The sequence below is a fragment of the Halovulum sp. GXIMD14793 genome (assembly GCF_054457435.1).
In genome coordinates, this window is sequence record NZ_JBTLNE010000025.1 from 20157 (window position 1) to 45735 (window position 25579).

Genomic DNA, 25579 nt, shown 5'->3' on the forward strand with positions numbered 1-25579 from the left:
ATGGCGTTGCACAGCCCGCATTCCGCTTGAAAATACGTGCTGCTGAGTCCTTACCTGCCTGTTTGGGTGGGTCGTTGATCAAGCAGTGCCTGTATCTGGGGATTCCTGGCGCATTTCCAGCAGATTTCTCCCTTGGAACGGGTGAAATATGTCGCATCTCGACCTGAACGTCGCGTCAGGTTAATCATCTCATATTGGCCGATGCGTTTCGGCTGTCAGAAACGAGCCGGAATGCTGAATTATGTCTTACGCCGTGCCCTGACACTTGCCCTGACCCTGTTGGTGGCAAGTCTGGTGGTTTTTCTGACGCTGGAGGTCGTGCCAGGCGATCCGGCCTCTTACATGCTGGGGATTAACGCACAGCCTGAGACAATTGCCGCCTTGCGGACGGAACTGGGCCTCGATCAGGGGCCTGTCGCGCGGTATCTGAGTTGGACAGGCGGCATGCTGGTGGGGGATTTCGGCATATCTTACACCTACCGGACAGAAGTTGCGGGGATGGTGGCCGACCGGCTGAAAGTCTCATTGCCACTGACGATCTATGCACTGGTTCTGACCGTTGTCATCGCGTTTCCTGCGGGCATTCTGGCCGCGTCGCGCCGTGGGCGTCCGGCGGATTTCGGTGTGATGAGCATCACGCAACTGGGCATCGCAGTGCCGAATTTCTGGTTCGCAATGCTGCTGGTTTTGATGTTTGCGATTAACCTTGGTTTGCTGCCCCCGGGTGGGTTTCCGGGGTGGGAAAATGGCATTTGGCCCGGTCTTAAGGCCCTAACCCTGCCCGCCATAGCGCTGGCGCTGCCCCAGGCCTCTATTCTGGCACGGGTAATGCGCTCAGCGTTGATCGACACGCTAAGCGAGGATTTTATCCGCACCGCCCGGGCGCGGGGCCTTAGCCGGTCACAGGTATTGCGGCGCCACGCATTGCGTAACGCCCTGATCCCGGTGCTAACCATTCTGGGGCTGCAATTTTCCTTCCTTCTGGCCGGGGCGATCATAATCGAGCAGGTCTTCTATCTGCCAGGTCTGGGTCGTCTGATTTTTCAGTCTGTCGCCCAGCGTGATCTGATCGTGGTGGAAAGTGTCCTTATGATGCTGGTCTTTGCCGTGGTCATGGTGACATTTCTCGTCGACATAGCCTACGCCTGGGTCGATCCGCGACTGCGGGGACGACGCTGATGCGGGTTCTGATCTTTGGTGCGGCACTGGCAGGGGTATTTGTGGCGGCGGCCCTTCTGTCCTTTTTCTGGACGCCGTATGATGTCGAAGCACTGGAAATCTCTAGAAAGCTGATCCGCCCAGGTGCTGAACATCTTTTTGGCACGGATCATTTCGGACGCGATATTCTGTCGATGATTATGGTGGGCGCGCGGATTTCTATCGCGGTGGCGCTGGTGGCCGTTGGGATCGGCATGGGCGCGGGTGTTCCGCTGGGTCTTCTGGCGGCAGCGCGGCGCGGCGGCTGGCTGGACGAAGTGATCATGCGCGGCAATGACCTGATCTTTGCCTTCCCGTCATTGCTGATCGCGATCATGATCACAGCGGTATTCGGACACTCGGCAATCAATGCGATCATCGCGATCGGTATTTTCAACATTCCCGTCTTTGCCCGTTTGACACGCGGTGCGGCGCTGTCCCTTTGGTCGCGGGAATTCATCATGGCCGCACGGGTGTCGGGCAAGGGGGCAGGGCGGATCAGCGTCGAACATATTCTGCCGAACATCACCAATATCCTGATCGTTCAGGGCACTATCCAGTTCAGCCTTGGTATTCTGGCCGAGGCGGGTTTGTCCTATGTCGGGCTGGGCGCGCAGCCACCAATGCCCAGCTGGGGCCGGATGCTGGCAGAAAGTCAGACATTGATCTATGGCCACCCCCATCTGGCCTTGTTCCCCGGACTGGCAATCGTGCTGACCGTTCTGGGCCTGAACCTGATAGGCGACGGGTTGCGCGATGTGCTGGACCCCCGTTTGCGAAGGGGCGCGCGATGAGCCTTTTGTCGATCCGCGATCTAAGCCTGTCGATCCACGGCCAGAGTATTCTTGATAACGTTAATATCGAGGTTCAGGCAGGCCGGATTCATGGTCTGATCGGGGAAAGTGGCTCGGGCAAGTCGATGACAGCCCTTTCGGTGATGCGGCTGCTGCCCTATGGCAGCGAGATGCGTGGGTCGATCCAACTGAGCGGGCAGGAGCTGACCGGTCTGAGCGAGGCTGAGATGTGCGGCCTGCGCGGGGATGAAATCGGCATGGTCTTTCAGGAGCCGATGACCGCGCTGAACCCGGTGCAGACCATCGGTGCGCAGGTGGCCGAAACGGTGCTGCAGCACCATGGCGGATCACGCCGCGCGGCGCAGCAGGAGGCCCAGGCCGCCCTGATCCGCGTTGGGCTGACGCCGGACCGGGTGCCCATGCAGCGCTATCCGCATCAGCTGTCGGGCGGGCAGCGGCAACGCGTTGTGATTGCTGCGGCCATAGTCCGGCATCCGAAACTGCTGATCGCAGATGAGCCGACCACCGCGCTGGATGTGACGACGCAGGCGCAGATCCTGCAACTGATCCGCAAGCTGGTGAATGAGGATGGCATGGGCGCGATTTTCATCACGCATGACCTTGCTGTGGTGTCTGGGCTGGCGGACGATATCTCGATCATGCGGCACGGGCGGGTGGTAGAGGCCGGCCCGGTGCACGAGGTCTTTGGCGCTATCCGGCACCCCTATACCAAAGCCCTGTTCGAGGCCTCAGTGCATCAACCCGACCGGGCCACTGAAAGCCATGACGCGCCGATGCTGGAGCTGCGCGATCTTGTGCGGCGCTATCCCGCGCGCGGCACCACGCTTTTCCGTGCGTTGCCAGATGTCACCGCAGTGGATGGTGTTAGCCTGACTATCAGGCGCGGCGAAAGTGTTGGTCTGGTAGGGGAAAGCGGCTGCGGCAAGTCCACGCTGACCCGCGCCCTTCTGGGGCTTGAGGCCTGGCAGGGCGGGACGATGCAATTCGACGGCCAGCCGGTGCCCGCCCCGATGCCGCGCCATATCCGCGCCCGCATGCAGGTCGTGTTTCAGGACCCCTACGGCAGCTTTAACCCGCGGCATAAGGTGTCTCGCCTAGTGGCCGAACCGTTTCATCTGCTGGACGCACCGCCTAAGGGCGACGCCCGCCGTACCGCTGTGGCCGAGGCGCTGGAAAGCGTCGGGCTGCAGGCGTCGGATGCGGACAAATACATCCATGAATTCTCGGGCGGGCAACGCCAGCGGATTGCCATCGCCCGTGTGCTTATCATCAAGCCGGAGCTGATCATTCTGGACGAGGCGGTCTCGGCCCTCGATGTGTCGATCCGGGCGCAGATCCTCGATCTGCTGGCGGATCTGTCGGAACGCTTCGGCCTGAGCTATCTGTTTATCTCTCATGATCTGCATGTGGTGCGCCGGATTACGGACCGGGTGTTGGTGATGAAAGCGGGCAAGATCGTCGAAGAAGGCCCGACAGAAGACGTGCTGTCTGATCCCCAGCACCCCTACACGATAGAGTTGATGGCCGCAGCGCCGGTTCTGGAGGTGGGATGATCCGCTTACGCGCCGCCAATGACGCAAAGGCCGAGGTTGCGGCCCTGATGCAGGCCTATCTGGCCGAGATGGCGGAGTTCACTGGCGCGGAACCTGATGCAGACGGGATCTGGCATGATCGGTATTTCGATCTCTATTGGACGGAAACCACCCGCTGGCCTTTTCTGATCGCGGATGGAGATCAGACCATCGGCTTTGCGCTGGTTCGGTTGGATGGAGAGGCGATGCAGGTGGCGGAGTTCTATATCCGCCCCGAACACTGCCGCATCGGTAAAGGTGCAGCAGCAGCGCAGATGTTGTTTGATCAGTTTCCCGGCACGTGGCATGTCGCGCAACTTTCCAAAAATTACGCTGCTCAGATGTTCTGGGAGACGGTGATCAGCACCTATTCAGCGGGCGCATTTCGCACCCTTGGCAGTGGCGATAAACGGTGGCAGGAATTTCGAAATGATGGAGGGCCGGATGAACGATAGCGCAATATGGTTCGATCCCACTGAAATGCTGATCGGTGGGGTCTGGGAGCCGGCCGCAGCGACATTGCCGGTCGAAGACCCGTCAACAGGTCAGGAGTTCGCAGCCATCGCCAGCGGCACGGCAGCGGATATCGACAAAGCTGTGGCCGCTGCCGCCCAGGCGCGCGACGGTGTCTGGGGGTGTACTCAGGCGGTCGAGCGGGGGCGAATTCTGACTCGGATCGGCAGGCTGGTGGAGGCACGCATTGACGAGCTTGCTGAGATCGAGGCGCGCGATGTCGGCAAACCCCTGACCCAGGCGCGCAATGATGCCATCGCGCTGGCGCGCTACATGGAGTTTTATGGCGGTGCGGCGGATAAAGTGATGGGCGAAACTATCCCCTATCAGGACGGCTACACCGTTTATACGCTTCGCGAACCGCATGGTGTGACGGCGCATATCATACCCTGGAACTACCCGATGCAAATCATCGGCCGGTCTGTCGGGGCAGCGCTGGCCATGGGCAATGCCTGTGTGCTGAAACCAGCCGAAGAGGCGTCGCTGACCGCACTCGCCTTCGCGCGTCTGGCGGTAGAGGCCGGTCTGCCGGATGGCGCGCTGAATGTGGTACCCGGAACCGGGGAAGACGCAGGGGCGGCCCTGTCTGCGCATCCCTGCATTCAGCATATTTCTTTCACAGGATCGGTGGCGATCGGCGCGCTGATCCAGAAAGCGGCGGCTGACAATGTTGTGCCGGTGACATTGGAGCTGGGGGGCAAGTCTCCGCAGATCGTATTTGATGATGCGGATCTGGAAGCTGCATTGCCGTTTTTGGTTAATGCCGGGGTGCAGAATGCGGGCCAGACCTGCTCGGCCGCATCGCGCATTCTGATCCAGCGGCCGATCTGGGATGAGCTGACGGCCCGCATGGCCGAAGCCTATCGCGCCATGCAGGCAGGTCCCGCAAAGCACGACCTGACGCTCGGCCCGCTCATCTCTGCTCGCCAAAAACAGATCGTCGAAGGGTATCTGAACCTTGCTGACCCCGCCGAGATTCTTGCCTCTGGCGAAGTCACCGCCGACGCACCCGTCGGTGGCCACTATCTTGCTCCGCATCTGCTGGCCGGCCCCGGCCCCGATAGTTGCTTGGCGCAGGAAGAGATTTTCGGCCCTGTACAACTCTGCCTGCCATTTGATACCGAGGCGGAGGCCATAGCGATCGCAAACAACACGCAATACGGCCTGGTCGCTGCAGTCTGGACGGCAGACGGCGCGCGCCAGATGCGGTTGGCAAAAGCGTTGCAGGCCGGGCAGGTCTTTCTGAACAACTACGGTGCGGGCGGCGGTGTTGAATTGCCGTTCGGGGGGGTTGGGAAATCGGGGCATGGCCGCGAAAAGGGCTTTGAGGCGCTCTATGGCTTTTCTACCCTGAAAACCGTCGCGGCTCGGCACGGCTGATCCGCCAGAATGCGCCGCCTGACGGAGGCAAGACTATCTTTGGCCTTCGGCCCGAGCCTGCCGGCGGCGGATATTTGCAGAACAGTGAAGGTGGCTCTGGCATCTTCTCTTCATTGTTCCAAAAATATCCCCGCCGGAGGCATGGTCCGAAAGGGCCATTTCCAGCATAGACCTTTGATCAGTAACACCGCACTATCGGCAGATGTTACCGATCCGGGATCATAATCCGTCTCGTCGAATGCCATTTGTCACCTGGGGTCTGATGGTGGTCAATATCGTCGTTTTTGTCAGCTATGCGGGTATTCTGGATCAGCCTCGCCAACTGGCCGGTTTTTTGGCGAGTATGCAATGATCCCGGCAATGGTTACCCAGCAGGGGGATTATCAATCGGTGCTGACCTCTATGTTTTTGCATGGCGGCTTCATGCATCTGGCGGGCAACATGCTGTTCTTGTGGATTTTTGGCGACAATCTGGAGGACAGTTTTGGGCATATCTGGTTTTTGATCTTTTATCTTTTGTCCGGGCTCGGTGCAGCGGCGGCGCATATTGTTGCGGACCCGACATCGACCGTCCCGACGGTTGGAGCTTCGGGGGCGATTGCGGGGGTTATGGGTGGCTATTTATTGCTGTTTCCGAAAGCGCGGGTCGATGTGCTTCTGGTGCTTGGGTTTTTCTGGCGGCTGATTGCACTTCCGGCCTGGGTAGTTCTGGGCGTCTGGTTTGGTTTGCAGGTGTTCAGTGGTGCATCGCAGGTCGGTGTTGGCGGCGGCGGTGTTGCCTATTGGGCGCATGTCGGGGGATTCGTCGCGGGGGTCGCGATGGTGGTGCCCTACTTTCTGCGTCAGGGCGGTGGACAATTTTGGATACGGGTGGACGGTCATCCGCCACATCCTCCGACCTTTGAGGGCGTTAGTTCCATTCCGGTTGTGCGCCGCCGCCGCTGATGCTGGCCGGACGCAGGGACAGATGCTAGGCTAACCCCTATGCTGACGCCGTTACACAACCCTATTTATCGTCGGCTTTTTGCCGCCCAGATACTTTCCTTGGCCGGAACCGGCCTGATCACGGTCGCATTGGGTTTGCTGGCCTATGACCTTGCCGGGGACCGGGCTGGCCTTGTTCTTGGGACGGTTTTGTTCATCAAGATGGTGGCCTATGTCGGGTTGGCCCCGCTGGCGCAGGCCGCAGCGGCTCGGATATCGCGGCGACGGTTTTTGGTGAGTCTTGATCTGCTGCGTGCCGGGTTGGTTCTGTGCCTGCCGTTTGTCTCGCAAATCTGGCAGATATATTTGCTGGTGTTTCTGATGCAGGCGGCCTCGGCGGCATTTACGCCCGCCTTTCAGGCCACCATTCCGGAGCTTCTGCCGGACGAGAACACCTATACAAAAGCGCTGACCCTGTCGCGTCTGGCCTATGAAATGGAGGCATTGCTGAGCCCGCTCCTGGCTGCTGTGCTGCTGCTGGTGATGCCGTTTAGCGCGCTGTTTGCCGGCACGGCGCTGGGGTTTGTCGCGTCTGCCGTTCTGATCCTAAGTGTAACCCTGCCGCAAAGCGCCCCTCAGGGCGGGCGTTTCATCGACAGGGCGACCCGAGGGGTGCGCATCTTTCTGGCTACGCCGCGACTGCGCGGGTTGCTGGCGCTGAACCTTGTGGCCGCGGCAGCCAGTTCTATGGTGATCGTCAACTCGGTGGTGATTGTGCAAAGCGATCTGGGTTTGGGCGAGACTGATCTGGCCTTGTCCCTTGCTGCCTATGGGGTGGGCTCTATCCTTGCGGCTATGGCTCTGCCGGGCCTGTTGGAGCGGGTGCCTGACCGTCAGGTAATGACGCTTGGCGCAGTGATCATGGCCGCTGGACTTGGTGCATATGCGGTGACCCCGCCGGGATGGGCCGGGTTGCTGGCAATCTGGATTGTGTTGGGGCTGGGCTTTTCCATGGTTGTGACGCCATCGGGGCGGTTGCTGCGCCGCTCAGCGCATCATGTTGATCTACCTGCAGTATTTGCTGCGCAATTCGCGTTGTCACATCTTTGCTGGCTGATTACCTATCCACTGGCGGGCTGGCTCGGCTCTGTCTGGGGGGCAGGTGTTGCTGCGATGGGGTTGGCAGGGATGAGTGTTCCGGCGATCCTGCTGGCCTGGCTTCTCTGGCCCGGAGAGACCAGTGGCGATCTGCCTCATGACCACCCCGATTTATCACCAGATCACCCGCATCTGCAAGGGCCGGTGCCGCACCGGCATCGGGTGATTATTGATGATCTGCATCGGCACTGGCCATTGCGGGGCTAAGCGTACTTGCCTTTGCTCGGGCTTCTGTCACCTTGCAAAAAGACGGGGAGGATGGCGATGAGACTTAAGGGAAAGAGAGTAATTGTAACTGGTGGGGCCTCGGGCTTTGGCGCTGGGATTGTGCGCAAGTTCGTCGTCGAGGGCGCGGATGTTATGATCGCGGATATCAACGCAGATGCGGCTGCGGAACTGGCGGCTGATCTGGGGCAGACTGCGCAGCAGGTCGACGTCGCGAGTGACGCAAGCGTGGCTGCGATGGCAAAGCTTTGGCCGGAGGTCGATATCTTGGTCAACAATGCCGGGATCACCCATCTGCCCGCGTTGATGGAGGATGTTGCCGAGGACGACTTCGACCGGATTTTCGCGGTGAACGCCAAGTCGGTTTACCTGACCGCAAAGCACTTTGTTCCAGCGATGAAAGCGCGTGGATCAGGCGCAATCCTGAATGTTGCTTCGACAGCCGGCCTTAGCCCGCGGCCAAAGCTAAGCTGGTACAATGCCTCCAAAGGCTGGATGATCACCGCGACCAAGGCGATGGCGGTGGAGCTCGCCCCCCATGGTGTCCGGGTCAATGCGCTGTGTCCCGTTGCGGGGGAGACGCCGCTGCTTGCCAGTTTCATGGGTGAGGATACGCCGGAAATGCGGGCGAAGTTTCTGTCAACGATCCCGCTGGGTCGGTTTTCAACGCCTGAGGATATGGGCAACACCGCCGCGTTTTTATGCTCGGACGAGGCGGGTATGATCACCGGTGCTGCACTTGAGGTTGATGGGGGGCGTTGCGTTTGATGGGCAAGGTTAATCTAAAAGAGAAGGCACAGAGGATCAGCGGCTATTACCAGCCGGGGATCGTCGGGACATATAACGGGAATGAGGTGTTTCTGGCCAAGATGAAGGGGCCGTTTGAATGGCACTCTCATCCTGATACCGATGACTGCTTTCTTGTGATCAAGGGACAAATCCAGATTGAGCTGCGCGACCGGGTTGTCGATCTGTCCGGGGGGGAGATGTTCGTTGTACCCAAAGGCGTGGAACATCGCCCGGTTGCCGATGAGGAGGCGCTGGTGCTGTTGATCGAACCAGCCGGTGAGCCGAATACCGGTGATGCCGCGACCGCCGCGCCAAAGGTCTGGTTATGAAAGCAGGGCCGCGCAATCTGATTACCGATATCGCCGGGTTGCGTGTCGGGAATGCTGAAGATGCGGCGATCAAGACCGGGGTTACCGTGCTGACGGCGGATGCACCTTTTGCCGCTGCGGTGCATGTTATGGGCGGTGCGCCCGGAACGCGGGATACGGAGTTGCTGGCCCCGGATAAGACCGTTGCTGGTGTGGATGCGTTGGTTCTGTCAGGCGGGTCTGCTTTTGGGCTGGATGCGGCCTCTGGCGTGTCAGAGGGATTGCGGGCCGCGGGCCGGGGCTTTGCCGTCGGCGACGTGCGTGTGCCGATTGTGCCCGCTGCGATTCTGTTTGATCTTATGAATGGCGGTGACAAGGGTTGGGCAGAAAACCCATACTGCGGGCTTGGCGCGCAGGCATTTGTCTCCGCCGGGCCGGGGTTTCTGATTGGCAGCCATGGTGCCGGGACCGGGGCGATCACGGCACGGCTGAAGGGGGGGCTTGGCTCGGCCTCCGTCATTTTGGACAACGGAATTACCGTCGGGGCATTGGTCGCAGTCAATCCTGTGGGCCATGTCTGCCCGCCGGGCAGTCGACAGTTCTGGGCAGGCGCGTTCGAGATCGGGGAGGAGTTTGGCGGGCTCGGCGCACCTGCGACACCGCACCGTCCCGTTGGCCTGAGCGATACCAAACTGTCTGCCGCCTTGTCGCCAGGGACGGCCACAACCATCGCGATAGTCGCCACAGATGCGCATCTGACCAAGGCGGAGCTGACGCGGGTTGCGACTGCGGCGCATGACGGGCTGGCGCGGGCTATTGTTCCGGCGCATACACCTTTAGATGGGGATCTGGTTTTTGCTGTCTCGACGGGCAGGCCCGACGCCACGCCGGGACCGGCGGATCTGGCGATGCTGGGACATGAGGCCGCAACCGTCCTGGCGCGGGCCATCGCGCGCGGTGTATTTGCCGCAACACCAGCGGCAGGTGATCAACTGCCCTGCTGGTCTGGCTCGTCGGCCTGAATGGCGCGCCCCAGCGCCAGCTTCATCTCATCCGGCGGTCCCTCGGTCAGTTTCAAAACCTTGCGCCCTTCGTATGCACCTAGGCGACCCTTGGCGACGACCGCCTGCTCCTCTTGGCCAAGGCTTTGGACCAGTTGCAGTTTCTGCATCGCCTCGCGCCGGAATGTCAGCACCTGACCGGGGGTAAGCGCTTGCACTTCAGCAAGCGACATCTGGTGTTGATGAATGATTGCATGCAGTCCCACCGAAGCGTCGGCAGCAGAGCTGCGCATCTGCTTCATCCAAAGATCGTTTGGCGAGTCAATTTGCGCGGGGTCCACCCGCAGGGTTGACGCCCGCACGATATCAAGGATCGAAAGGGGCAAGATCAGATCGAAATCGCCGCTGCGCGCGGCCTCGCCGATATCCAGACTCACGCTTAGCAACAGCACATCCGCCGATTTGGGCGCGATACGGACGGTATTCACATCCTGTTTATGGCCCAGAATGGAAAACCGTGTGTCCAGCGGAACGCCCAGACTTTCCTCAAGCGACTTGGAGAACGCATCGAGGATGCCGTCGAAGATATCCATGCAAAGCTGCGCATCAATCGCGGTAAAGCCCCGCGTTGTCGGCAAAGGGGCAGAGTTGGCATCCCCGCCCATGCGCATGTCGACAATGTGATAGACAAGGTTGGAGCTGAGATTGATCAGCGCCATCCGGTCGGTGCTTTCGTTTTCCACCACGCCCAACATTGCGGGCACAGGGATCGAATCGATCACATCGGCAAGCTTGGTAATCTCACACTCCATGATCAGCGCGCCGACGATGGTTTTCAGCAGCGGGCGCAGGGCATCTTCCAGCAGGCGGCCGAAATTCTCGCCTATCAGGTCAAGGTCGGGCAGCGGAGAGCGCCCCACTCGCCGTTCACTTAGCTTTTTCTTCAGGACGTCGCCGGACATCGTGTTCGCATTCTGCAAAGGATCATTCACGGGTGTTAGAGCGGTTCGGGGTTGAGAATCCCTTAATTCGGTTCCCAGCTTCTTAGCTAAAATGCGTCACACCTCGAAATGCTGACGTAACCTTGCCGTAACGTCTTGCCGCCAGACTGCACCTTGGGTGAATCAAAGGGTGTGGCGATGGCAGATGACAACCGGCCGATCATAGTCAAGCGCAAGAAGGTGATCGCCGGGGGCGGCCATCATGGTGGCGCGTGGAAGGTGGCGTATGCGGATTTCGTGACCGCGATGATGGCGTTCTTTCTGTTGATGTGGCTGCTGAACGCTACAACCGAAGAACAGCGCAAGGGGATTGCGGACTATTTCAACCCGTCGATTCCGATTCACCGGACATCCGGCGGAGGCGACGGTGCCTTTGGCGGCCCCTCGGTCACGGCCGAGCTGACATTGGCCCAGAATGGAACCGGTGCAACCCGTGAAAAACCCAGCCAGGAAGCGCAGGCAAAGGGGGAAACCGGTGTCGCGGACAGTGACGGCACCGACAACATGTTCACGGAACTGGAAAGCGAGCTGGACGCGCGCGGCGGCGAAAGCGTAATCGCGGATTCGCTGCTGAAGCATGTGCGTACCCGGGTCACGGATGAGGGTCTGGTCATCGAAATTTTCGAACTGGAAGAGTCTCCGCTTTTTGACAAGGACGGTGTTCACCCCAATGCCACGCTGCGCGATATCCTTATTCTGATCGCTGATGTCTCGAACCTGGTGACCAACAAGATTGCGGTCACCGCACATCTTAAGGCCGTCACGCTGGAAGGGCCGGAGTTTGCGGGTTGGACCATATCAACTGACCGGGCCCTGATCAGCCGACAAATTCTGGGTGCGGCAGGCATCGCGCAGAGGCGCTTTGCCAAGGTCATCGGTCAGGCGGATCGTGCGCCGCGCCATAAGGACCGGTTCGACATTCGCAACAGTCGGCTTGAGATCACCCTTTTACGTGCGGATCTGGATTGAGGAATAGTTTCAATTTTAGGTTTAGCGGCTTGTTAAGCCCAGGTCCTGATTATGGGGTTCAGAGGTCCGTGGACCGGAACTGAAAAAAGGACGCAGGATGAGTATCTCTTCGGCATTGAATGCAGGTGTCAGCGGGCTTCGCGCCAATAGCAGCCGCCTGGCCACGATCTCCGATAATATCGCGAATTCAAGCACTTTTGGCTATCGTCGTGCGGATGTGGATTTCTCCTCCGTCGTGATTTCGCAAAATCAGGGACGCTATTCGGCAGGCGGTGTGACGGTTGATTCGTTCCGCGATGTCGAATCGCGCGGCTCTCTGGTTTCAACGTCCAATTCAACCGATCTGGCCGTTGGCGGGCGCGGAATGATCCCGGTGACGACGATTGCCTCGATTGACGATGCCGATCCGGAGTTTCCGCTGCAGATGGTGGCAACAGGCTCGTTCCGGCCCGACGCCGACGGGGTTTTGCGAACCGAAAGCGGGTTGGTCCTCATGGGCTTCCCTGCAGATGTTGATGGCAATATCCCCGCACAGCCGCGCGACAGCTCTGCCGGGCTGGAGCCTGTGCAAATCAACCGCAATCAGTTCGCCGCCAGCCCGACGACGGAAATCTCGCTGGGCGCGAACCTGCCGGCCGAGGCGACGCAGGCCGGGTCCTCGGGTGATCCTTATGAACTGACCATCGAGTATTTTGACAATGTGGGCGCGTCCCAGACGATGACGCTGGTGTTTACGCCCAATGTCCCGGGGGCCGGGCAATCCAATACATGGACGGTCGAAGTTCAGGATGGCGCCCAGGGCGGGGCTGTCATCGGTCAGTTTGATATCGAGTTTGATAACTCGACCGGGACTGGCGGTTCGATCCTTGCAGTGACGCCCACCACCGGCAGCTATGATGGTGTGACAGGTATTGCGACAGTTGCAGCGGATCGCGGCCCGATTGATATCAGCATCGGGGCGCTGGGCTCCAATGGGGCGTTGACACAGCTGTCAGCCTCCTTCGCACCGACCTCTGTCACCAAGAACGGCTCGCCTGTCGGGAACCTGACAACAGTCGAGGTTGATCCGAACGGAATGGTCGTGGCGTCTTATGACACCGGCTACACGCGGGTGATCTATCAGGTGCCCTTGATCGACGTGGCCAATCCCAATGGTCTGACCGCGCTGGATAATCAGGCCTTTGCCATCTCGGATGAAAGCGGCCCGCTTTATTTGTGGGACGCAGGGCAGGGCCCGACGGGTGAGGTGATCGGCTATGCCCGCGAAGAAAGCACCTCGGACATTGCTGAGGAATTGACCATGCTGATCCAGACCCAGCGGGCCTATTCGTCAAACGCCAAGATCATCCAGACCGTGGATGAGATGTTGCAGGAAACCACCAACCTCAAGAGGTAAGGCCTTGTTCCGTGAGGGGGACATATCATGAGCATATCTTCCACACTTTCCAACGCCCTGTCCGGGCTGACTGCCGCCTCGCGCAGCGCAGAGATGATCTCGAACAACGTCGCCAATGCGATGACCCCGGGATATTCGCGCCGCACGCTCGAACTCACGGCGACATCTGTCGATGGGCGCGGCACCGGTGTTGCGGTTTCCGGTGTCCGTCTGGGTCAGGATCCGGTTGCCATCGCCGCGCGACGTCGCAACGATGCAGAGCTTGGGCAAGCAACGACACGCGCGGCAACTGTGTCCCAGATAACTGCAGCATTGGGCACGCCTGATCAGGCGGGGGCCTTGGCCAATCGCGCAGCTGACTTTGAGGCAGCGTTGATTGCCGCGGCCAATGATCCGGCCTCTTCTTCTGCGCTTTCCAATCTCGCATCGCGCGCGGCGCAATATGGCAGCACCATCGCGCAAATCTCGACCGAGACACGGCGGATGCGCATGGATGCTGACGCACAAATCGCACGGCAGGTCGGGGAGGTGAACACCTCTCTGAAGGCGATCGAGTTGATCAACCGCGAGATCAAGCTGCGCACCACCGCAGGCGGTGAAACCGCAGCCTTGATCGATGAGCGGCAACAACTGATCGACCGGGTGTCCTCGATCCTGCCGATCAAGACTGCGCAGCGCCAGGGTGGTGAAATTGCCCTGTTCACGTCAAATGGCGCTGTCTTGCTTGACGGACCGGCGGCGGAACTCGGCTTTGAGGCGACAGGGTTGATCACACAGGACATGACCCTTGGTTCTGGCGCACTGTCGGGTCTTACGCTTAACGGGCGCGAGATCACGATTGGCGATGGCACCGGGTCAGGTCTGATGGATGGCGGCTCTCTGAGTGCGCTGTTTGAGAAACGCGACGTGTCTGTGCCCGCATTTGCGGATCAGCTTGATGCGCTGGCCGAGGATCTTGTGCTGCGTTTTCAGGATCCGGGCGTTGACCCGACCCTGGCGCTCGGCGATCCGGGCCTGTTTACGGATGCAGGCGGGGCCTATGACCCAATGGATCGGCAGGGTCTGGCAGGCCGATTGGCCCTGAACGCGGCGGTTGATCCTTCCGCCGGGGGCGCGGTTTGGCGTTTGCGCGATGGTTTGAATGCAGCAATCCCCGGCAACAGTGGGTCGGGTGCGATACTTTCCAACCTGCTGGAGGCTGCCCAAAGCGCCCGCACGCCAGCGACAGGGCTGGGCATGATGGCAGCATCCGATGTTGCTGGATTTGCGACAGAACTCACCTCTCAATTCGCCACCCGCCAGTATCAGGAGGAAGACACAACCGCCTATCTCAACGCGCTGGGCAATACGTTGACCGAGGCGGAAACCGCCGCGTCCGGTGTCGATACCGATGCTGAAATGTCGAAACTGCTGCTGGTCGAGCAAAGCTATGCCGCAAATGCGCGGGTCGTGTCGGTGGTCGATACGCTGATCCAGCGCCTGTTGGAGATTTAATGATGGTCAGTTTCCCACTTCCCGATCTGGCACAGTTTCTTGTGCAACAGCGCAACAGCAGCGCTGTCCGAGCCGACCTGCAGCGCGCAGGACAGGAGATGTCTACCGGCCGCCGCAGTGATCTTGTTGAAGCAACGCAGGGCGATCTTGGCCGCGTCTTTTCCATCGACCGCTCGCTGGCGGTGCTGGAACAGCAGAGCTTTGACCTGACCAAGGCGCAGGGACGGGCAGAAGCCAGTCAGCTTTACCTTGAAACCATTCAAAAAACCGCCAGTCCCTTTGGGGCCGATCTTTTGGCGGCCGTAGGGCGGGAGGATATGGTCTCTGCCCGCACGTTTGCGACCAATGCCGAAGCCGAACTGCAAGCCGTGGTCCGCACGCTGAATGGTGAGTTCGGTGGACGGCATCTGTTTTCCGGCGCGGCAGAGGACCGTCCGGCCATGGCAAGTGCAGCCACGATCATTGCAGAAGTCGACACAATTATCAGCAGTGCTGCGGATGCGACGACTGCACTGGCCGCGATTGACGCCTATTTCGACACGCCTGCCGGTGGGTTCGGAACAACGCTCTACACCGGCGCGACGGAGGATGCCGCAGCAGTAACCACCCCAGAAGGCGAACGCGTTGCTTATCTGATGCGCGCCGATGCTGCGCCGATCCGAGATATCATCAAGGGCCTTGCGATCTCGGCCACGGTCACCGACACGACATTTGGCGGCAGCCGGAGCCAGATCACGACACTGCTTCGCGGCTCCGCTCAGGCTCTGGTCTATGGATCTGACGGGGTTGTCGGCCTGCGGTCTGAGGTTGGCGCGGCCGAGGCAGGTATCGCGCACGCACAGGCTTACATTTCTACCCAGAAAAACGCACTGGATATGTCACGCAACGACATCGTTGCCGTGGATGTTTATGATGCTGCAGCGAAATTTGCGGAACTGGAGACACAGCTGACCGCAGTTTATACGGTCACGTCCCGGCTATCGTCGCTGAGTATTACAAACTTCTTGCGCTGACCCACCGATAGGAACCGCTTCATGAGATCGCTGATCAAACTTGCCCTGCTCATCGTTATCGTATTCACCGCCGCTGCGAAGGCCAATCAGGCCCGTATCAAGGATCTGGTGGAATTTGACGGCGTTCGCGGAAACGACCTTGTCGGGTATGGTCTGGTGGTTGGTCTGAACGGAACCGGTGACGGTTTGCGTAACTCTCCTTTTACCGAGGAGGCCATGGTTAACCTGCTGGAACGGCTGGGCATCAATGTGACGGGCGAGCAGTTTCGCGCCCGCAATGTGGCCGCCGTTCTGGTGACCGGTGCGCTGCCGCCCTTTGCGCGTGCGGGCGGCAAGTTGGATGTGACGGTGTCCACAATCGGGGATGCCACAAGTCTGCTGGGCGGTACCCTGATCATGACCCCGCTTAACGCGGCGGACGGGCAGATCTATGCGGTGGCACAGGGGTCTGTGATCGCGGGCGGTGCCTCGGCTGAGGGAGATGCGGGCAGTGTGACGCAGGGTGTGCCTACCGCAGGTGTGATCCCATCCGGTGCGCGGATCGAACGCGAGATCGACTTTACTTTTGCCAATGTCGGGACGATGCGGCTGGCATTGCGCGATCCCGATTTCACAACGGCTGCGCGGATTGAGCGGGCGGTAAACGGGGGGCTGGGGCGTTCCGTGGCGCGGATGCTCGATTCTGGCACGGTGCAACTTGATCTTGACACGCCGGGTCTGCCGCCACTGCCGAGACTGATCAGCCTGATCGAGAATATCGAAGTTGCCCCGGCACAAAAGGCGCGGGTTGTGGTGGACCAGCGTTCCGGCACCATCGTGCTGGGCGCTGATGTGCGTATCTCGCGCGTTGCGGTCAGCCAGGGCAACCTGACGCTGCGTGTCAGCGAAGAAGCACTGGCGGTGCAACCTAACCCCTTTGCGCCGAACGGTGCCCCGATCATTCTGCCCCGGACACAGGCCGAGCTCAATGAGGAACCGGGTATCGGTCTGGCGATGGTCGATAACTCGGTGAACCTGCCACAGGTAATTGAGGGGCTGAATGCCCTGGGCGTTTCACCTCGCGATATGATCGACATCCTCAAAGCCATCAAGGCAGCGGGTGCGCTGCATGCAGAGTTCGTTGTGCAGTAGCGTTTATCTGGGTTGCGTGGTCGATACTCCGCGACTTGTTTCAGGAGAGTGGATGAAGATCTTCTCGTGGGACAGAACTCCCGTGAAATACCAACGCCCTTAATCTGCATAGAGAAGTGATTTAAGGTTTAGTTGGATTTTGCGATCAAATGACACCTCTCTGTTGCCAGTCTTCAAACCCGGTCTGAAGGTCTGGCAGTAAGGAGTATTCTGATCCCGACGACGGTCGTCATAGGCGGCTTAGCCCATCACAGTGCTTGGGCAGACGGAGGACGTTGCTTTAGCAAGAGATAATGGCGTGGGTCGTTTTGATCTTACGTACGGAAAAAGGTTGTATCTGACCAATATGCAGATTTACGCCTGTCTCGTACGTCATGGGAGGCAGCGGATGGATCAGGTAAAAGCGTGCGTTTTTGACATTGGCAATGTGTTGATGTCCTGGGAGCCGGACCGGCTTTATGCGCAACTGGTCCCTGACGCGGCGAAGCGCGCTGCCTTGTTCGACGAGGTGGATCTGAACGGCATGAACGAAAGAATTGATCTTGGTGCGCCGTTTCGGCAAACGGTCTATGATCTGGCAGATGCAACACCGGACCGGGCTGATCTGATCCGGGCTTGGCATGACCGGTGGTTTGAGATGTTCGGGCCGCCGATCACCGGCAGCTGGCGTATTCTGCAAAAACTGCGCGCGGGCGGCATGCCGGTTTTCGCCCTTTCGAATTTTGGCAACGAAAGCTTTGTGATGGCCGAGGAGCACCATCCTGAACTGGCTGAATTTGACAGGCGCTATATCTCGGGCCAATTGGGGGTGATCAAGCCGGACCCTGAAATCTATCAAATTGTTGAACGCGATAGCGGGCTGTCCGGCGGGTCGCTGTTTTTCATTGACGATCGCGCGGACAACATTGCTGCAGCGGCTGAGCGCGGCTGGCAAACGCATCTGTTTACCGGGGCTGACGGCCTGGAGGTTGCCTTGCACGATGCAGGAGTTGCAATCTAAGCTTGCATCACCGGTCTGGAGGCGTTAAACGCCGCGACCTTGATCAAAAGCACCCAAGCTTGGCTATCGTGCTAGGGACCAAACCACGTACTATTGTACAGTACCGCGACATGCCTCGGGCTTGAGATGCCTTTTAGTAACCCCCCTCAGGTCTGCCTAGGACCGCAAAAAACGGATGACATGATGCCCCGCCCACTTATTGCCGGTGCGGCCGCAATGGCCGCAATCGTTGTTACCTCCAATATTCTGGTGCAGTTTCTATTGGGAGATTGGCTGACCTGGGGCGCGCTGACCTATCCGCTGGCTTTTCTTGTCACCGACCTCATGAACCGCTTTTATGGTGCTCGGCGTGCCCGGGCGGTGGTTTTTGTCGGTTTTCTGGTCGGGGTCATCTGTTCGCTTATCGGAAGTCAAATTCATGGTGATTTTGGCCCACTTGTTTCGGTCCGGGTTGCCATCGGGTCCGGCATAGCATTCCTGACTGCGCAGCTTCTGGATGTTGGGATTTTCGCGTGCCTTCGCGAAGGCAAATGGTGGCGCGCGCCGCTGATCTCAAGCTTTGTCGGTGGGGCGGTGGACACAGCGCTGTTCTTTGGTATTGCCTTTTCCGCTGGGCTGTCCGGCCTGTTCCCCGCCACCGATGTTGCCTGGGCGAACGAGGCGCTGCCGCTGTTGGGCTTTGGGCCTGTCGTCCCGCTTTGGATCAGCCTTGCCATAGCGGATTTCAGCGTCAAACTGGCGATTGCCTTGCTGGCCCTGATCCCGTTCCGGGTGATCAGTGAACGGTGGCGCGGTCCACAAAGCGTTTGACTTTCGCACCAATTGTGGCACGCTAAAAAGCAACGGAAACAAGCGAAAGGAGGTGATCCAATGTCGAGTGTGATTTTGGAGAAAGTGGTCGGGTTTAAGCACGAGGGTATCGCCTGACGGGCAGCCCCAACGGGCAGATGCACGGGCTTTCGGTTTGAACCGGCCTTGCACCACCGCCTCCAGACACGCGAATTGGGAAGGCCGTGGCACTTGCTGCGGCCTTCTGCGTTGAGGTTAGACATGATCCGTATCACCGACAGCATTCAGATCGAGGATTGGGAACTGACCGAGACCTTTACCCGTTCCTCCGGTCCGGGTGGTCAAAATGTCAACAAGGTCGCGACCGCCGTCGAACTGCGGTTCGAGGCAGAGCGATCACCAAACCTGCCACCTGCGGTCAAATCACGCCTGCGCCGTCTGGCTGGACGGCGTTGGACCAATGATGGGGCGGTGATCATTCGCGCCGAAGCGCATCGTAGTCAGGCGCGCAATCGGGAGGATGCACTGGCGCGACTTTCGGAACTGATTGAAAAGGCCACGCAAGCACCGAAGCGCCGGATCCGGACCCGCCCGACCCTGGCCTCCAAGAAACGGCGGCTGGAGGCAAAGACACGGCGGGGTGAGGTCAAGAAACTGCGGGGGTCGGTCAAGCCGTCTTGAACATGACAAAGGTGAAGGCATGACACTAACGATCAGACCTGCCGCAGAGGCAGACGGCCCTGCGATCTGGGACATCCTGCGTCCGGTATTCCGCGCTGGCGACACCTATGCCGTTGATCCCAGGATCAGTCGGGACGACGCCCTGACCTACTGGCACTGCAATCACGAGGTTTTTGTCTATTGCGCGGAAGATGCCCTGCTGGGTACCTACTATATCGGCCCCAACCAGGCTGGCGGTGGCGATCATGTTTGCAACTGCGGCTTCGCAACAGCCGAGGCCGCGCGCGGTCAGGGTGTTGCGCGGGCCATGCTGGAGCATGCACTGACCCATGGGGCGAACAGCGGGTTTGCAGCAATGCAGTTCAACTTTGTTGTCGCCACCAATACGCGGGCGATCGCGATCTGGACCCGCTATGGGTTCCAGGTTGTCGGGCGGCTACCGGGCGCATTTCGACATCCTCAGCAGGGAATGGTGGACGCGCTTGTCCTGTTTCGCCCACTCTCCGACCTTGATCGGGGTTGATGCATGACGCGGTGCATTGTTAAAGCGTTTTGCGAATGGTCTGAGATATCGGCATCAGCGACCTGCTCAGGAGGATATCATGGAAACCGGTTCAGAGAATGCAGCCTTTGGTGGCACACAGGGCGTTTACACCCATAAATCGACCGCTTGCGGTTGCGAGATGACCTTTGCCGTCTACCTGCCGCCGGTCGCGAAGCTGACCAAGGTGCCGGTGCTGTGGTATCTGTCTGGTCTGACTTGCACACATGAAAACGCGATGACCAAAGCCGGGGCGCAAGCCTGGGCGGCAGAGGCTGGCATTGCGCTGATCTTTCCCGATACGTCGCCGCGCGGCGACGCCATCGCCAACCATGAGGATTACGATCTAGGGCAGGGCGCGGGGTTTTATGTCGATGCCAGCGAAAGCCCCTGGGCCCCGCATTTCAATATGTGGACCTATGTGACGCAGGAATTGCCGCAACTGGTTTTTGCAGAATTCCCACTGCTGGAAGAGGCGCAAGGCATCACCGGCCATTCCATGGGTGGGCATGGGGCGCTGACCATTGCGCTGAGCTTGCCGGATCAGTTCAAGTCCGTTTCAGCCTTTGCACCGATTGCCAATCCCATGGGATCGGACTGGGGGCGCAAGCAGTTGTCTGCCTATCTGGGCGCGGATGAGGCGAAGTGGCGGATGCATGACAGTGCCGTTCTGATGGAAGACAAGGGGTGGCATGGCCATGTGCTGATTGATCAGGGCGCGTCGGACCAGTTTCTGGACCTTCTGAAGCCCGAGGCGCTGGCCAACGCCATCGCCAAACGTCGCCAGCCCGCAACCTTCCGTATGCAGGAAGGCTATGACCACAGCTATTTCTTTGTGGCCAGCTTTATGGAAGATCACGTGCAATTCCACGCTGAGGCGCTTTACGGGTGACGCTGTATATCGACGCTGATGCCTGCCCGGTGAAGGCCGAGGCGCTGCGGGTCGCGCAGCACCATCGCATGCCCGTCTTTCTGGTGTGCAATGGTGGATTGCGTCCCGACCCCAATCCGCTGGTGCAGGTGGTTGTCGTGCCCGAAGGCCCTGATGAGGCCGATATGTGGATCGCCGAGCGCGCAAGCCCCGGCGATATCTGCATCACCGGCGATCTGCCACTTGCGGCAAAATGCATCGAGGCCGGGGCGGCTGTACTGACCCACGCGGGCGAGGAACTGACGGCAGCCAATATCGGCAACCGGCTGGCGACACGGGACCTGATGGCGGACCTGCGGGCCTCAGACCCTTTTCTGCAGGGCGGCGGAAAACCGTTTGGCAAAGCAGAACGGTCGCGGTTTCTCGATCAGCTTGAAACCGTGATGCGGCGGGTCGCAACGGCGCGATAAGACCGGCGTGTTGCTTGCCTCAGGCGTTGTCGAAACGCACATCCTGACCGGACGGGCGGGTCACCGTCACCTCAAGCCAAGACAGGGCGTCCGTCCTCTTTGCCTGATACAGATCGGCGGCGCCGAGTTTGCCAAGGTCTGCATGCACGGCGTCCCGCCCGTGGATGGTAAAGCCGGACAGGCGCAGACCGTTTTCGGGCAGTGACTTTTGCGGCTGGGTCACATCCTCGGGCCATTCGATAAGGGTCGGATAGACCCCGCGATGGTTCATATGGCCTGTGGTGGGCACCGTCAGTGTCCAGCGCAGATCGCCCCGCGTTACCTGCAAGGCAGGGCCGGGGTCCAGTGGGCTGGCGGCCATGGCGGCCTGCAGATCAGTGGTCTGCGCCACCCATGTCACCGGGCGGGGGTGATCGGCGAAACCGGCCTGCACCTCCGGGTTATCAAGACCATACCAGCGGGGACGCCCCGGATCGGCGGCCTGCGGGTCAATCGCGATCACCTCCAGATAGATGTCGCCAAGCCGCCACAGACTGTTATGCGTGCCCATCAATGGATGCACCCCGCCGCCACCGGGTGCGACGCCCAGTTGATCGGTCATCCATTCGGTTCCGGCGGCCAGATCTGATGTGCCAAAGACGAGGTGGTCAATGCTCAGCATGATGCGAATCCCTGTTGCCTCTGAGCTTGTCTTACGGCACGATCCGCGCGCGGGGCAAGCGATCCCCCGGACCTCGGCATTCGCCCAAGCATCGCGTGACCTGATATGAGAAACTTAGGAGCGCTAAAGCGTTTCGGGATAAACCTGAGACAAAAGATTATCCTGAAACGCAGTGATAAGCCTATATGGTGTACGCGTTTCGATTTTATGTGATGTCTCAAGGTAAACTCGAAACGCTTTATGTTATGCCTGACTACTCCCTCCCCTCAATTCTGGCCGAAGATGCCCTGACCGGTGCATTCCATTTGGTGGATGTCCGCAAGGCCCCGGCGCGCAGGGCGTCGGCCAAGGCGATTGTCGATACTGCCTGGATTGACCCATATACGCTGGGGTTTGATCACCCTATCCACGCGCATCCAGGCCCGGTTGCTTATTTCTGTGTTCATGGGCATGAGGTCAGCAATTTTGCCGCCGCGCTTGCCCGGGTCGCCGGACAGGATGCGGTTTTTGTGCGCGGCGGATTTGACGCGCTGATCTTGGCGGGCGCCAGAACGGAGGATATCGCATGAAGCCGGGTCTTTGGGATGCCGTTCCGGTCTATATCAAGATCGGCCTTTTGTCCTTTGGCGGGCCGGCCGGTCAGATTGGTTTGATGAATGACGAGATCGTGCAACGTCGCGGCTGGGTTCAGGGGGAGGCGTTTCAGCGGGGCCTGAACGTCGCCATGCTGCTGCCGGGCCCCGAGGCGCAGCAATTGGCGACCTGGCTGGGCTGGCGGCTGCACGGGGTGATCGGCGGGCTGGCGGCGGGGCTGGCCTTTGTTCTGCCGGGGGCGGCGCTGATGATCCTGCTGGCGTGGATCGCGGCGGCTTATGGACAGGTTCCGCTGATCGGTGCGGTTTTTTATGGCGTGCAACCGGCGGTGCTGGTGATCGTGGCGATTGCGCTGTTTCGCATTGCGCAGCGCGCGCTGAAACTGCCGGTGCATTGGGCGCTGGCGCTAGCCGCATTCTTGGGCATCTGGGCGCTGGGTCTGCCGTTTCCACTGATCGTGGCGCTGGCGGCGATTGCCGGGGTATTTCTGCCGGGTGATGAAGCAGGAGAGGTCACACAGGATGCGCCGACAGTCAGCCGGTCCTATCTGATCGGGGTGTTCGCGGTCTCTATCCTGCTGATCGCGGGCGTCTGGCTGATCACACGCGCCAGTCTTGGCCCTGATCCTTATGATGGGGTGGCCGAGCTGTTCACCTCCGCTGCCTTTGTGTCTTTTGGCGGCGCGTATGCCCTGCTGCCTTACGTCGCTGATCGCGCGGTTGAGACCTATCAGTGGCTAAGCGCTGAACAGATGCTGAACGGTCTGGCGATTGCCGAGGCGACACCCGGTCCGCTGATCCTTGTGAATGTCTATGCCGGGTTTTTCGCGGGTTGGCCGGGGGGCGGCGTGCTGACCGCCTGTCTGGCCTGTTTCTACACTTTTGCACCCAGCTTTATGCTGATCCTTGCTGCCGCCCCTTATGTGGAGGTGATGCAGCGCCTTGCCTGGGTGCGGCGCGCCTTGGCTGGGGTGTCGGCTGCGGTCGTGGGTGTGATCGCCAATCTGGCGGTCTATCTGGGCGAGGCAGCGCTGTTCCCCGATGGGTTTGCCGCGCCGGAATGGCCAAAGCTGGCTTTGCTGGCGGTGTTCGCCGGGTTGGTTGTCTGGCGGCAACTGCCGATGCTGGTTCTGGTGGCTTTGGGAGCGATCAGCGGTGTGCTGCTGCTGGGGCTTGGTGTGATCTAAGGCGCACCCGGGTCAGGCAGGGCGAATGGGACCGCGCAGTATGCGCTCTCCGTCTTCGATCCGGTCGGTCGGCTCAAGCCCGAATTTCTGATAGAAGGGCAAGGCACTTCCCTCGCGCTCAACGACGCTAAGCGTCATCACCGTGCGGCCCCATGTCCGTGCCATGTCAAAGGCCAGGTCCATCGCGGCTTTCCCGTACCCTTTGCCTTGATGATCCGCGCTGATCATCAAGCGCCAGATATAGGCGGCGTTTTCGGGATCATCCGAGGACTGTTGGCTGTCCACTTTTTCAAGATCAATCATCGCCAGCAAGCCAACGGGGGTCTCGCCATCGGCCAGACCTCAAACAAATCCGCCGGGTTCATAGGCGCATTGCGCAACCGTAATCGGATTGGGCGCGACCAGATCTTTCTGATCTGCGCGCACATGCATGGTGAGATGGGGCGTCAGGTTTGCCGCGTTCAGCTCTACCAGACGCAGCACGCCCATCACCGGTGCCGGTTTCGGGCCGCCAGCAGTTTCAGCCGCAGGGCGTTGATCTTGATAAAGCCCGCCGCGTCTGCCTGATCATAGGCCCCTGCGTCATCTTCGAAGGTCACATGCGCCTCGGAATAGAGGCTTTCGTCGGACCAGCGGCCAACAACATCGGCGCGGCCTTTGTAAAGCTTGATCCGAACGGTGCCGGACACATGTTCCTGGCTTTTGTCGATGGCGGCTTGCAGCATCTCCCGCTCGGGGCTGAACCAGAAGCCGTTATAAATCAGTTCGGCATAGCGGGGCATCAGCTCATCCTTCAGATGCGCGGCCCCCCGGTCCAGCGTGATGCTTTCGATCCCGCGATGCGCGGCCAGCAGAACTGTCCCGCCTGGTGTTTCGTAAATGCCGCGGGACTTCATGCCGACAAAACGGCCCTCGACCAGATCAAGGATACCAACGCCATGCTTGGAGCCGTATTCGTTGAGGCGGGTCAGCAGGGTCGCGGGCGAGAGGGCCTCCCCATTGATGGCAACCGCATCCCCCTTTTCGAAGCTGACTTCGATATACTCTGGCTGATCCGGCGCGTCTTCGGGCAAGGTGGTGCGCTGCACGACATAGTCAGGCGCTTCCTTGGCCGGGTCCTCCAACACCTTACCTTCTGAGGAGGTATGCAAGAGGTTCGCATCGACGCTGAACGGCGCTTCGCCGCGTTTGTCCTTGGCGATGGGGATCTGGTGCGCCTCGGCGAATTCCAGCAGGCGGGTGCGGCTGGTCAGGTCCCATTCGCGCCAGGGGGCAATCACCTTGATATCAGGGTTCAGGGCATAGGCGGACAGTTCGAACCGCACCTGATCATTGCCCTTGCCGGTCGCCCCATGGGCAACTGCATCAGCGCCGGTTTCGGCGGCAATTTCGACCAGCCGCTTGGAAATCAGCGGGCGCGCGATGGAGGTCCCCAGCAGGTATAGCCCCTCGTACACGGCATTGGCGTGGAACATGGGGAAAACGAAATCGCGGACGAATTCTTCGCGCACATCCTCAATGTAGATGTTTTCCGGCTTGATCCCCAGAAGCTCCGCCTTTTGACGTGCGGGCTCCAGTTCTTCGCCCTGGCCAAGATCGGCGGTGAAGGTGACAACCTCGCAATCATACTCGGTCTTCAGCCATTTCAGGATGATGGAGGTATCAAGGCCACCGGAATAGGCCAGGACCACCTTTTTGGGAGCCGAAATCTCAGACATCTTTTACCCCTTCGCCAGCGTGTCACGGCGGGGTAGTCGGTTTTTGGGATAGCTGCAAGACGGATTGCGTGGATAGAAAAGACCCGGCGAAGGTCCCAAGACCCGCGCCGGATCGAAATATTTAGCGCACAAGGTGTTGTCGACGGATAATTCCCCCCTGCACCCCACAGTCATAAAGATCGG

General features: G+C 59.8%; 28 protein-coding genes. 23 read left to right on the forward strand and 5 right to left on the reverse strand.

What is annotated here, in order from left to right; genetic code table 11:
- The first annotated feature begins 231 nt into the window (after positions 1 to 231).
- The 10 genes from ACW9UQ_RS08950 to ACW9UQ_RS08995 all read left to right on the forward strand — a co-directional run bounded on the left by ACW9UQ_RS08950 (position 232) and on the right by ACW9UQ_RS08995 (position 9902).
- Entirely contained in the window at positions 232 to 1179 is a 948-nt protein-coding gene (locus ACW9UQ_RS08950; protein ID WP_458930675.1) for an ABC transporter permease, read from the forward strand.
- Positions 1176 to 1991 carry an ABC transporter permease gene (locus tag ACW9UQ_RS08955; protein ID WP_458930708.1) on the forward strand — a complete coding sequence of 272 codons (816 nt, stop codon included), beginning with the start codon at positions 1176 to 1178 and terminating at the stop codon, positions 1989 to 1991. Before ACW9UQ_RS08950 ends, ACW9UQ_RS08955 begins: the two co-directional genes overlap by 4 nt.
- Entirely contained in the window at positions 1988 to 3565 is a 1578-nt protein-coding gene (locus ACW9UQ_RS08960; RefSeq protein ID WP_458930676.1) for an ABC transporter ATP-binding protein, read from the forward strand. The genes ACW9UQ_RS08955 and ACW9UQ_RS08960 overlap by 4 nt, the downstream gene beginning before the upstream one ends.
- Positions 3562 to 4038, forward strand: coding sequence for a hypothetical protein (locus ACW9UQ_RS08965; protein WP_458930677.1), 477 nt, complete (start codon positions 3562 to 3564; stop codon positions 4036 to 4038). Before ACW9UQ_RS08960 ends, ACW9UQ_RS08965 begins: the two co-directional genes overlap by 4 nt.
- Positions 4028 to 5476, forward strand: a complete 1449-nt coding sequence (locus ACW9UQ_RS08970; RefSeq protein ID WP_458930678.1) for an aldehyde dehydrogenase family protein — start codon at positions 4028 to 4030, stop codon at positions 5474 to 5476. Before ACW9UQ_RS08965 ends, ACW9UQ_RS08970 begins: the two co-directional genes overlap by 11 nt.
- A 348-nt stretch (positions 5477 to 5824) precedes the next feature.
- Complete coding sequence (locus ACW9UQ_RS08975; RefSeq protein ID WP_458930679.1) at positions 5825 to 6421, forward strand: rhomboid family intramembrane serine protease; 597 nt, start codon at positions 5825 to 5827, stop codon at positions 6419 to 6421.
- Positions 6422 to 6460: 39 nt separating this feature from the next.
- The gene (locus tag ACW9UQ_RS08980; protein WP_458930680.1) at positions 6461 to 7765 is read left to right on the forward strand and encodes an MFS transporter; all 1305 of its coding nucleotides are present in this window, start codon (positions 6461 to 6463) and stop codon (positions 7763 to 7765) included.
- A gap of 57 nt (positions 7766 to 7822) precedes the next feature.
- A complete protein-coding gene (locus ACW9UQ_RS08985; RefSeq protein ID WP_458930681.1) occupies positions 7823 to 8551 on the forward strand; it encodes a glucose 1-dehydrogenase in 729 nt (242 codons plus the stop codon).
- Complete coding sequence (locus ACW9UQ_RS08990) at positions 8551 to 8901, forward strand: cupin domain-containing protein (RefSeq protein ID WP_458930682.1); 351 nt, start codon at positions 8551 to 8553, stop codon at positions 8899 to 8901. Before ACW9UQ_RS08985 ends, ACW9UQ_RS08990 begins: the two co-directional genes overlap by 1 nt.
- Complete coding sequence (locus ACW9UQ_RS08995) at positions 8898 to 9902, forward strand: P1 family peptidase (RefSeq protein WP_458930683.1); 1005 nt, start codon at positions 8898 to 8900, stop codon at positions 9900 to 9902. The genes ACW9UQ_RS08990 and ACW9UQ_RS08995 overlap by 4 nt, the downstream gene beginning before the upstream one ends.
- On the opposite strand, the gene ACW9UQ_RS09000 is transcribed toward ACW9UQ_RS08995, so the two are convergent.
- Positions 9869 to 10843 (reverse strand): flagellar motor switch protein FliM, encoded by a 975-nt coding sequence (locus ACW9UQ_RS09000; protein ID WP_458930684.1) that lies wholly within the window; start codon positions 10841 to 10843, stop codon positions 9869 to 9871. The two genes, ACW9UQ_RS08995 and ACW9UQ_RS09000, sit on opposite strands and share 34 nt — an antisense overlap.
- Before the next feature lie 177 nt (positions 10844 to 11020).
- Between ACW9UQ_RS09000 and ACW9UQ_RS09005 the strand changes: the two genes are divergently transcribed.
- From ACW9UQ_RS09005 to ACW9UQ_RS09055, 11 genes are all read left to right on the forward strand, one after another.
- On the forward strand, positions 11021 to 11851 hold the full coding sequence (locus ACW9UQ_RS09005; RefSeq protein WP_458930685.1) for a flagellar motor protein MotB: 831 nt from the start codon (positions 11021 to 11023) through the stop codon (positions 11849 to 11851).
- A gap of 97 nt (positions 11852 to 11948) precedes the next feature.
- Positions 11949 to 13247 carry a flagellar hook protein FlgE gene (locus ACW9UQ_RS09010; protein ID WP_458930686.1) on the forward strand — a complete coding sequence of 433 codons (1299 nt, stop codon included), beginning with the start codon at positions 11949 to 11951 and terminating at the stop codon, positions 13245 to 13247.
- 27 nt (positions 13248 to 13274) lie between these two features.
- Positions 13275 to 14741 (forward strand): flagellar hook-associated protein FlgK, encoded by a 1467-nt coding sequence (gene flgK / locus ACW9UQ_RS09015; protein WP_458930687.1) that lies wholly within the window; start codon positions 13275 to 13277, stop codon positions 14739 to 14741.
- Positions 14742 to 14743: 2 nt separating this feature from the next.
- Positions 14744 to 15754 carry a flagellin gene (locus ACW9UQ_RS09020; RefSeq protein ID WP_458930688.1) on the forward strand — a complete coding sequence of 337 codons (1011 nt, stop codon included), beginning with the start codon at positions 14744 to 14746 and terminating at the stop codon, positions 15752 to 15754.
- 21 nt (positions 15755 to 15775) lie between these two features.
- Positions 15776 to 16885, forward strand: a complete 1110-nt coding sequence (locus ACW9UQ_RS09025; protein WP_458930689.1) for a flagellar basal body P-ring protein FlgI — start codon at positions 15776 to 15778, stop codon at positions 16883 to 16885.
- Between the two features lie 388 nt (positions 16886 to 17273).
- Positions 17274 to 17885 carry an HAD family hydrolase gene (locus ACW9UQ_RS09030; RefSeq protein WP_458930690.1) on the forward strand — a complete coding sequence of 204 codons (612 nt, stop codon included), beginning with the start codon at positions 17274 to 17276 and terminating at the stop codon, positions 17883 to 17885.
- Positions 17886 to 18068: 183 nt separating this feature from the next.
- Entirely contained in the window at positions 18069 to 18695 is a 627-nt protein-coding gene (locus ACW9UQ_RS09035; protein ID WP_458930691.1) for a queuosine precursor transporter, read from the forward strand.
- 240 nt (positions 18696 to 18935) lie between these two features.
- Positions 18936 to 19355: an alternative ribosome rescue aminoacyl-tRNA hydrolase ArfB gene (arfB, locus tag ACW9UQ_RS09040; protein WP_458930692.1), complete on the forward strand. Its 420-nt coding sequence runs from the start codon at positions 18936 to 18938 to the stop codon at positions 19353 to 19355.
- Positions 19356 to 19374: 19 nt separating this feature from the next.
- A complete protein-coding gene (locus ACW9UQ_RS09045; RefSeq protein ID WP_458930693.1) occupies positions 19375 to 19878 on the forward strand; it encodes a GNAT family N-acetyltransferase in 504 nt (167 codons plus the stop codon).
- Between the two features lie 79 nt (positions 19879 to 19957).
- Positions 19958 to 20788 carry an S-formylglutathione hydrolase gene (gene fghA / locus ACW9UQ_RS09050; RefSeq protein ID WP_458930694.1) on the forward strand — a complete coding sequence of 277 codons (831 nt, stop codon included), beginning with the start codon at positions 19958 to 19960 and terminating at the stop codon, positions 20786 to 20788.
- A complete protein-coding gene (locus ACW9UQ_RS09055; RefSeq protein ID WP_458930695.1) occupies positions 20785 to 21237 on the forward strand; it encodes a YaiI/YqxD family protein in 453 nt (150 codons plus the stop codon). The genes fghA and ACW9UQ_RS09055 overlap by 4 nt, the downstream gene beginning before the upstream one ends.
- Positions 21238 to 21256: 19 nt before the next feature.
- Here the strand turns inward: ACW9UQ_RS09055 and ACW9UQ_RS09060 are convergent, their stop codons facing one another.
- Positions 21257 to 21898 carry a VOC family protein gene (locus ACW9UQ_RS09060; RefSeq protein WP_458930696.1) on the reverse strand — a complete coding sequence of 214 codons (642 nt, stop codon included), beginning with the start codon at positions 21896 to 21898 and terminating at the stop codon, positions 21257 to 21259.
- Positions 21899 to 22143: 245 nt separating this feature from the next.
- Here ACW9UQ_RS09060 and ACW9UQ_RS09065 point away from each other — a divergent pair, with 245 nt between their 5' ends.
- Positions 22144 to 22467, forward strand: a complete 324-nt coding sequence (locus ACW9UQ_RS09065) for a rhodanese-like domain-containing protein (protein WP_458930697.1) — start codon at positions 22144 to 22146, stop codon at positions 22465 to 22467.
- Complete coding sequence (gene chrA, locus ACW9UQ_RS09070) at positions 22464 to 23678, forward strand: chromate efflux transporter (protein ID WP_458930698.1); 1215 nt, start codon at positions 22464 to 22466, stop codon at positions 23676 to 23678. The genes ACW9UQ_RS09065 and chrA overlap by 4 nt, the downstream gene beginning before the upstream one ends.
- A gap of 12 nt (positions 23679 to 23690) precedes the next feature.
- Here the strand turns inward: chrA and ACW9UQ_RS09075 are convergent, their stop codons facing one another.
- From ACW9UQ_RS09075 to ACW9UQ_RS09085, 3 genes are read right to left on the reverse strand one after another with little or no spacing between them, the layout of a single operon-like run.
- Entirely contained in the window at positions 23691 to 24017 is a 327-nt protein-coding gene (locus ACW9UQ_RS09075; protein ID WP_458930709.1) for a GNAT family N-acetyltransferase, read from the reverse strand.
- 3 nt (positions 24018 to 24020) lie between these two features.
- Complete coding sequence (locus ACW9UQ_RS09080; RefSeq protein WP_458930699.1) at positions 24021 to 24161, reverse strand: hypothetical protein; 141 nt, start codon at positions 24159 to 24161, stop codon at positions 24021 to 24023.
- A 5-nt stretch (positions 24162 to 24166) separates the two neighbouring features.
- The gene (locus ACW9UQ_RS09085) at positions 24167 to 25387 is read right to left on the reverse strand and encodes an argininosuccinate synthase (protein ID WP_458930710.1); all 1221 of its coding nucleotides are present in this window, start codon (positions 25385 to 25387) and stop codon (positions 24167 to 24169) included.
- Positions 25388 to 25579 lie beyond the last annotated feature (192 nt).

Excerpts from the sequence above, each read along its gene's own strand:
- ACW9UQ_RS09030 (WP_458930690.1), top strand. The coding sequence starts at position 17,274 with ATGGATCAGGTAAAAGCGTGCGTTTTTGACATTGGCAATGTGTTGATG.
- ACW9UQ_RS09020 (WP_458930688.1), top strand. The coding sequence starts at position 14,744 with ATGGTCAGTTTCCCACTTCCCGATCTGGCACAGTTTCTTGTGCAACAG.
- ACW9UQ_RS09010 (WP_458930686.1), top strand. The coding sequence starts at position 11,949 with ATGAGTATCTCTTCGGCATTGAATGCAGGTGTCAGCGGGCTTCGCGCC.
- ACW9UQ_RS09005 (WP_458930685.1), top strand. The coding sequence starts at position 11,021 with ATGGCAGATGACAACCGGCCGATCATAGTCAAGCGCAAGAAGGTGATC.
- arfB (WP_458930692.1), top strand. The coding sequence starts at position 18,936 with ATGATCCGTATCACCGACAGCATTCAGATCGAGGATTGGGAACTGACC.
- ACW9UQ_RS08980 (WP_458930680.1), top strand. The coding sequence starts at position 6,461 with ATGCTGACGCCGTTACACAACCCTATTTATCGTCGGCTTTTTGCCGCC.
- fghA (WP_458930694.1), top strand. The coding sequence starts at position 19,958 with ATGGAAACCGGTTCAGAGAATGCAGCCTTTGGTGGCACACAGGGCGTT.
- chrA (WP_458930698.1), top strand. The coding sequence starts at position 22,464 with ATGAAGCCGGGTCTTTGGGATGCCGTTCCGGTCTATATCAAGATCGGC.
- ACW9UQ_RS08975 (WP_458930679.1), top strand. The coding sequence starts at position 5,825 with ATGATCCCGGCAATGGTTACCCAGCAGGGGGATTATCAATCGGTGCTG.
- ACW9UQ_RS09060 (WP_458930696.1), bottom strand. The coding sequence starts at position 21,898 with ATGCTGAGCATTGACCACCTCGTCTTTGGCACATCAGATCTGGCCGCC.
- ACW9UQ_RS09065 (WP_458930697.1), top strand. The coding sequence starts at position 22,144 with ATGCCTGACTACTCCCTCCCCTCAATTCTGGCCGAAGATGCCCTGACC.
- ACW9UQ_RS08995 (WP_458930683.1), top strand. The coding sequence starts at position 8,898 with ATGAAAGCAGGGCCGCGCAATCTGATTACCGATATCGCCGGGTTGCGT.
- ACW9UQ_RS08970 (WP_458930678.1), top strand. The coding sequence starts at position 4,028 with ATGAACGATAGCGCAATATGGTTCGATCCCACTGAAATGCTGATCGGT.
- ACW9UQ_RS09025 (WP_458930689.1), top strand. The coding sequence starts at position 15,776 with ATGAGATCGCTGATCAAACTTGCCCTGCTCATCGTTATCGTATTCACC.
- ACW9UQ_RS09000 (WP_458930684.1), bottom strand. The coding sequence starts at position 10,843 with ATGTCCGGCGACGTCCTGAAGAAAAAGCTAAGTGAACGGCGAGTGGGG.
- flgK (WP_458930687.1), top strand. The coding sequence starts at position 13,275 with ATGAGCATATCTTCCACACTTTCCAACGCCCTGTCCGGGCTGACTGCC.
- ACW9UQ_RS08960 (WP_458930676.1), top strand. The coding sequence starts at position 1,988 with ATGAGCCTTTTGTCGATCCGCGATCTAAGCCTGTCGATCCACGGCCAG.
- ACW9UQ_RS09045 (WP_458930693.1), top strand. The coding sequence starts at position 19,375 with ATGACACTAACGATCAGACCTGCCGCAGAGGCAGACGGCCCTGCGATC.
- ACW9UQ_RS08965 (WP_458930677.1), top strand. The coding sequence starts at position 3,562 with ATGATCCGCTTACGCGCCGCCAATGACGCAAAGGCCGAGGTTGCGGCC.
- ACW9UQ_RS08990 (WP_458930682.1), top strand. The coding sequence starts at position 8,551 with ATGGGCAAGGTTAATCTAAAAGAGAAGGCACAGAGGATCAGCGGCTAT.
- ACW9UQ_RS08985 (WP_458930681.1), top strand. The coding sequence starts at position 7,823 with ATGAGACTTAAGGGAAAGAGAGTAATTGTAACTGGTGGGGCCTCGGGC.
- ACW9UQ_RS08950 (WP_458930675.1), top strand. The coding sequence starts at position 232 with ATGCTGAATTATGTCTTACGCCGTGCCCTGACACTTGCCCTGACCCTG.
- ACW9UQ_RS09035 (WP_458930691.1), top strand. The coding sequence starts at position 18,069 with ATGCCCCGCCCACTTATTGCCGGTGCGGCCGCAATGGCCGCAATCGTT.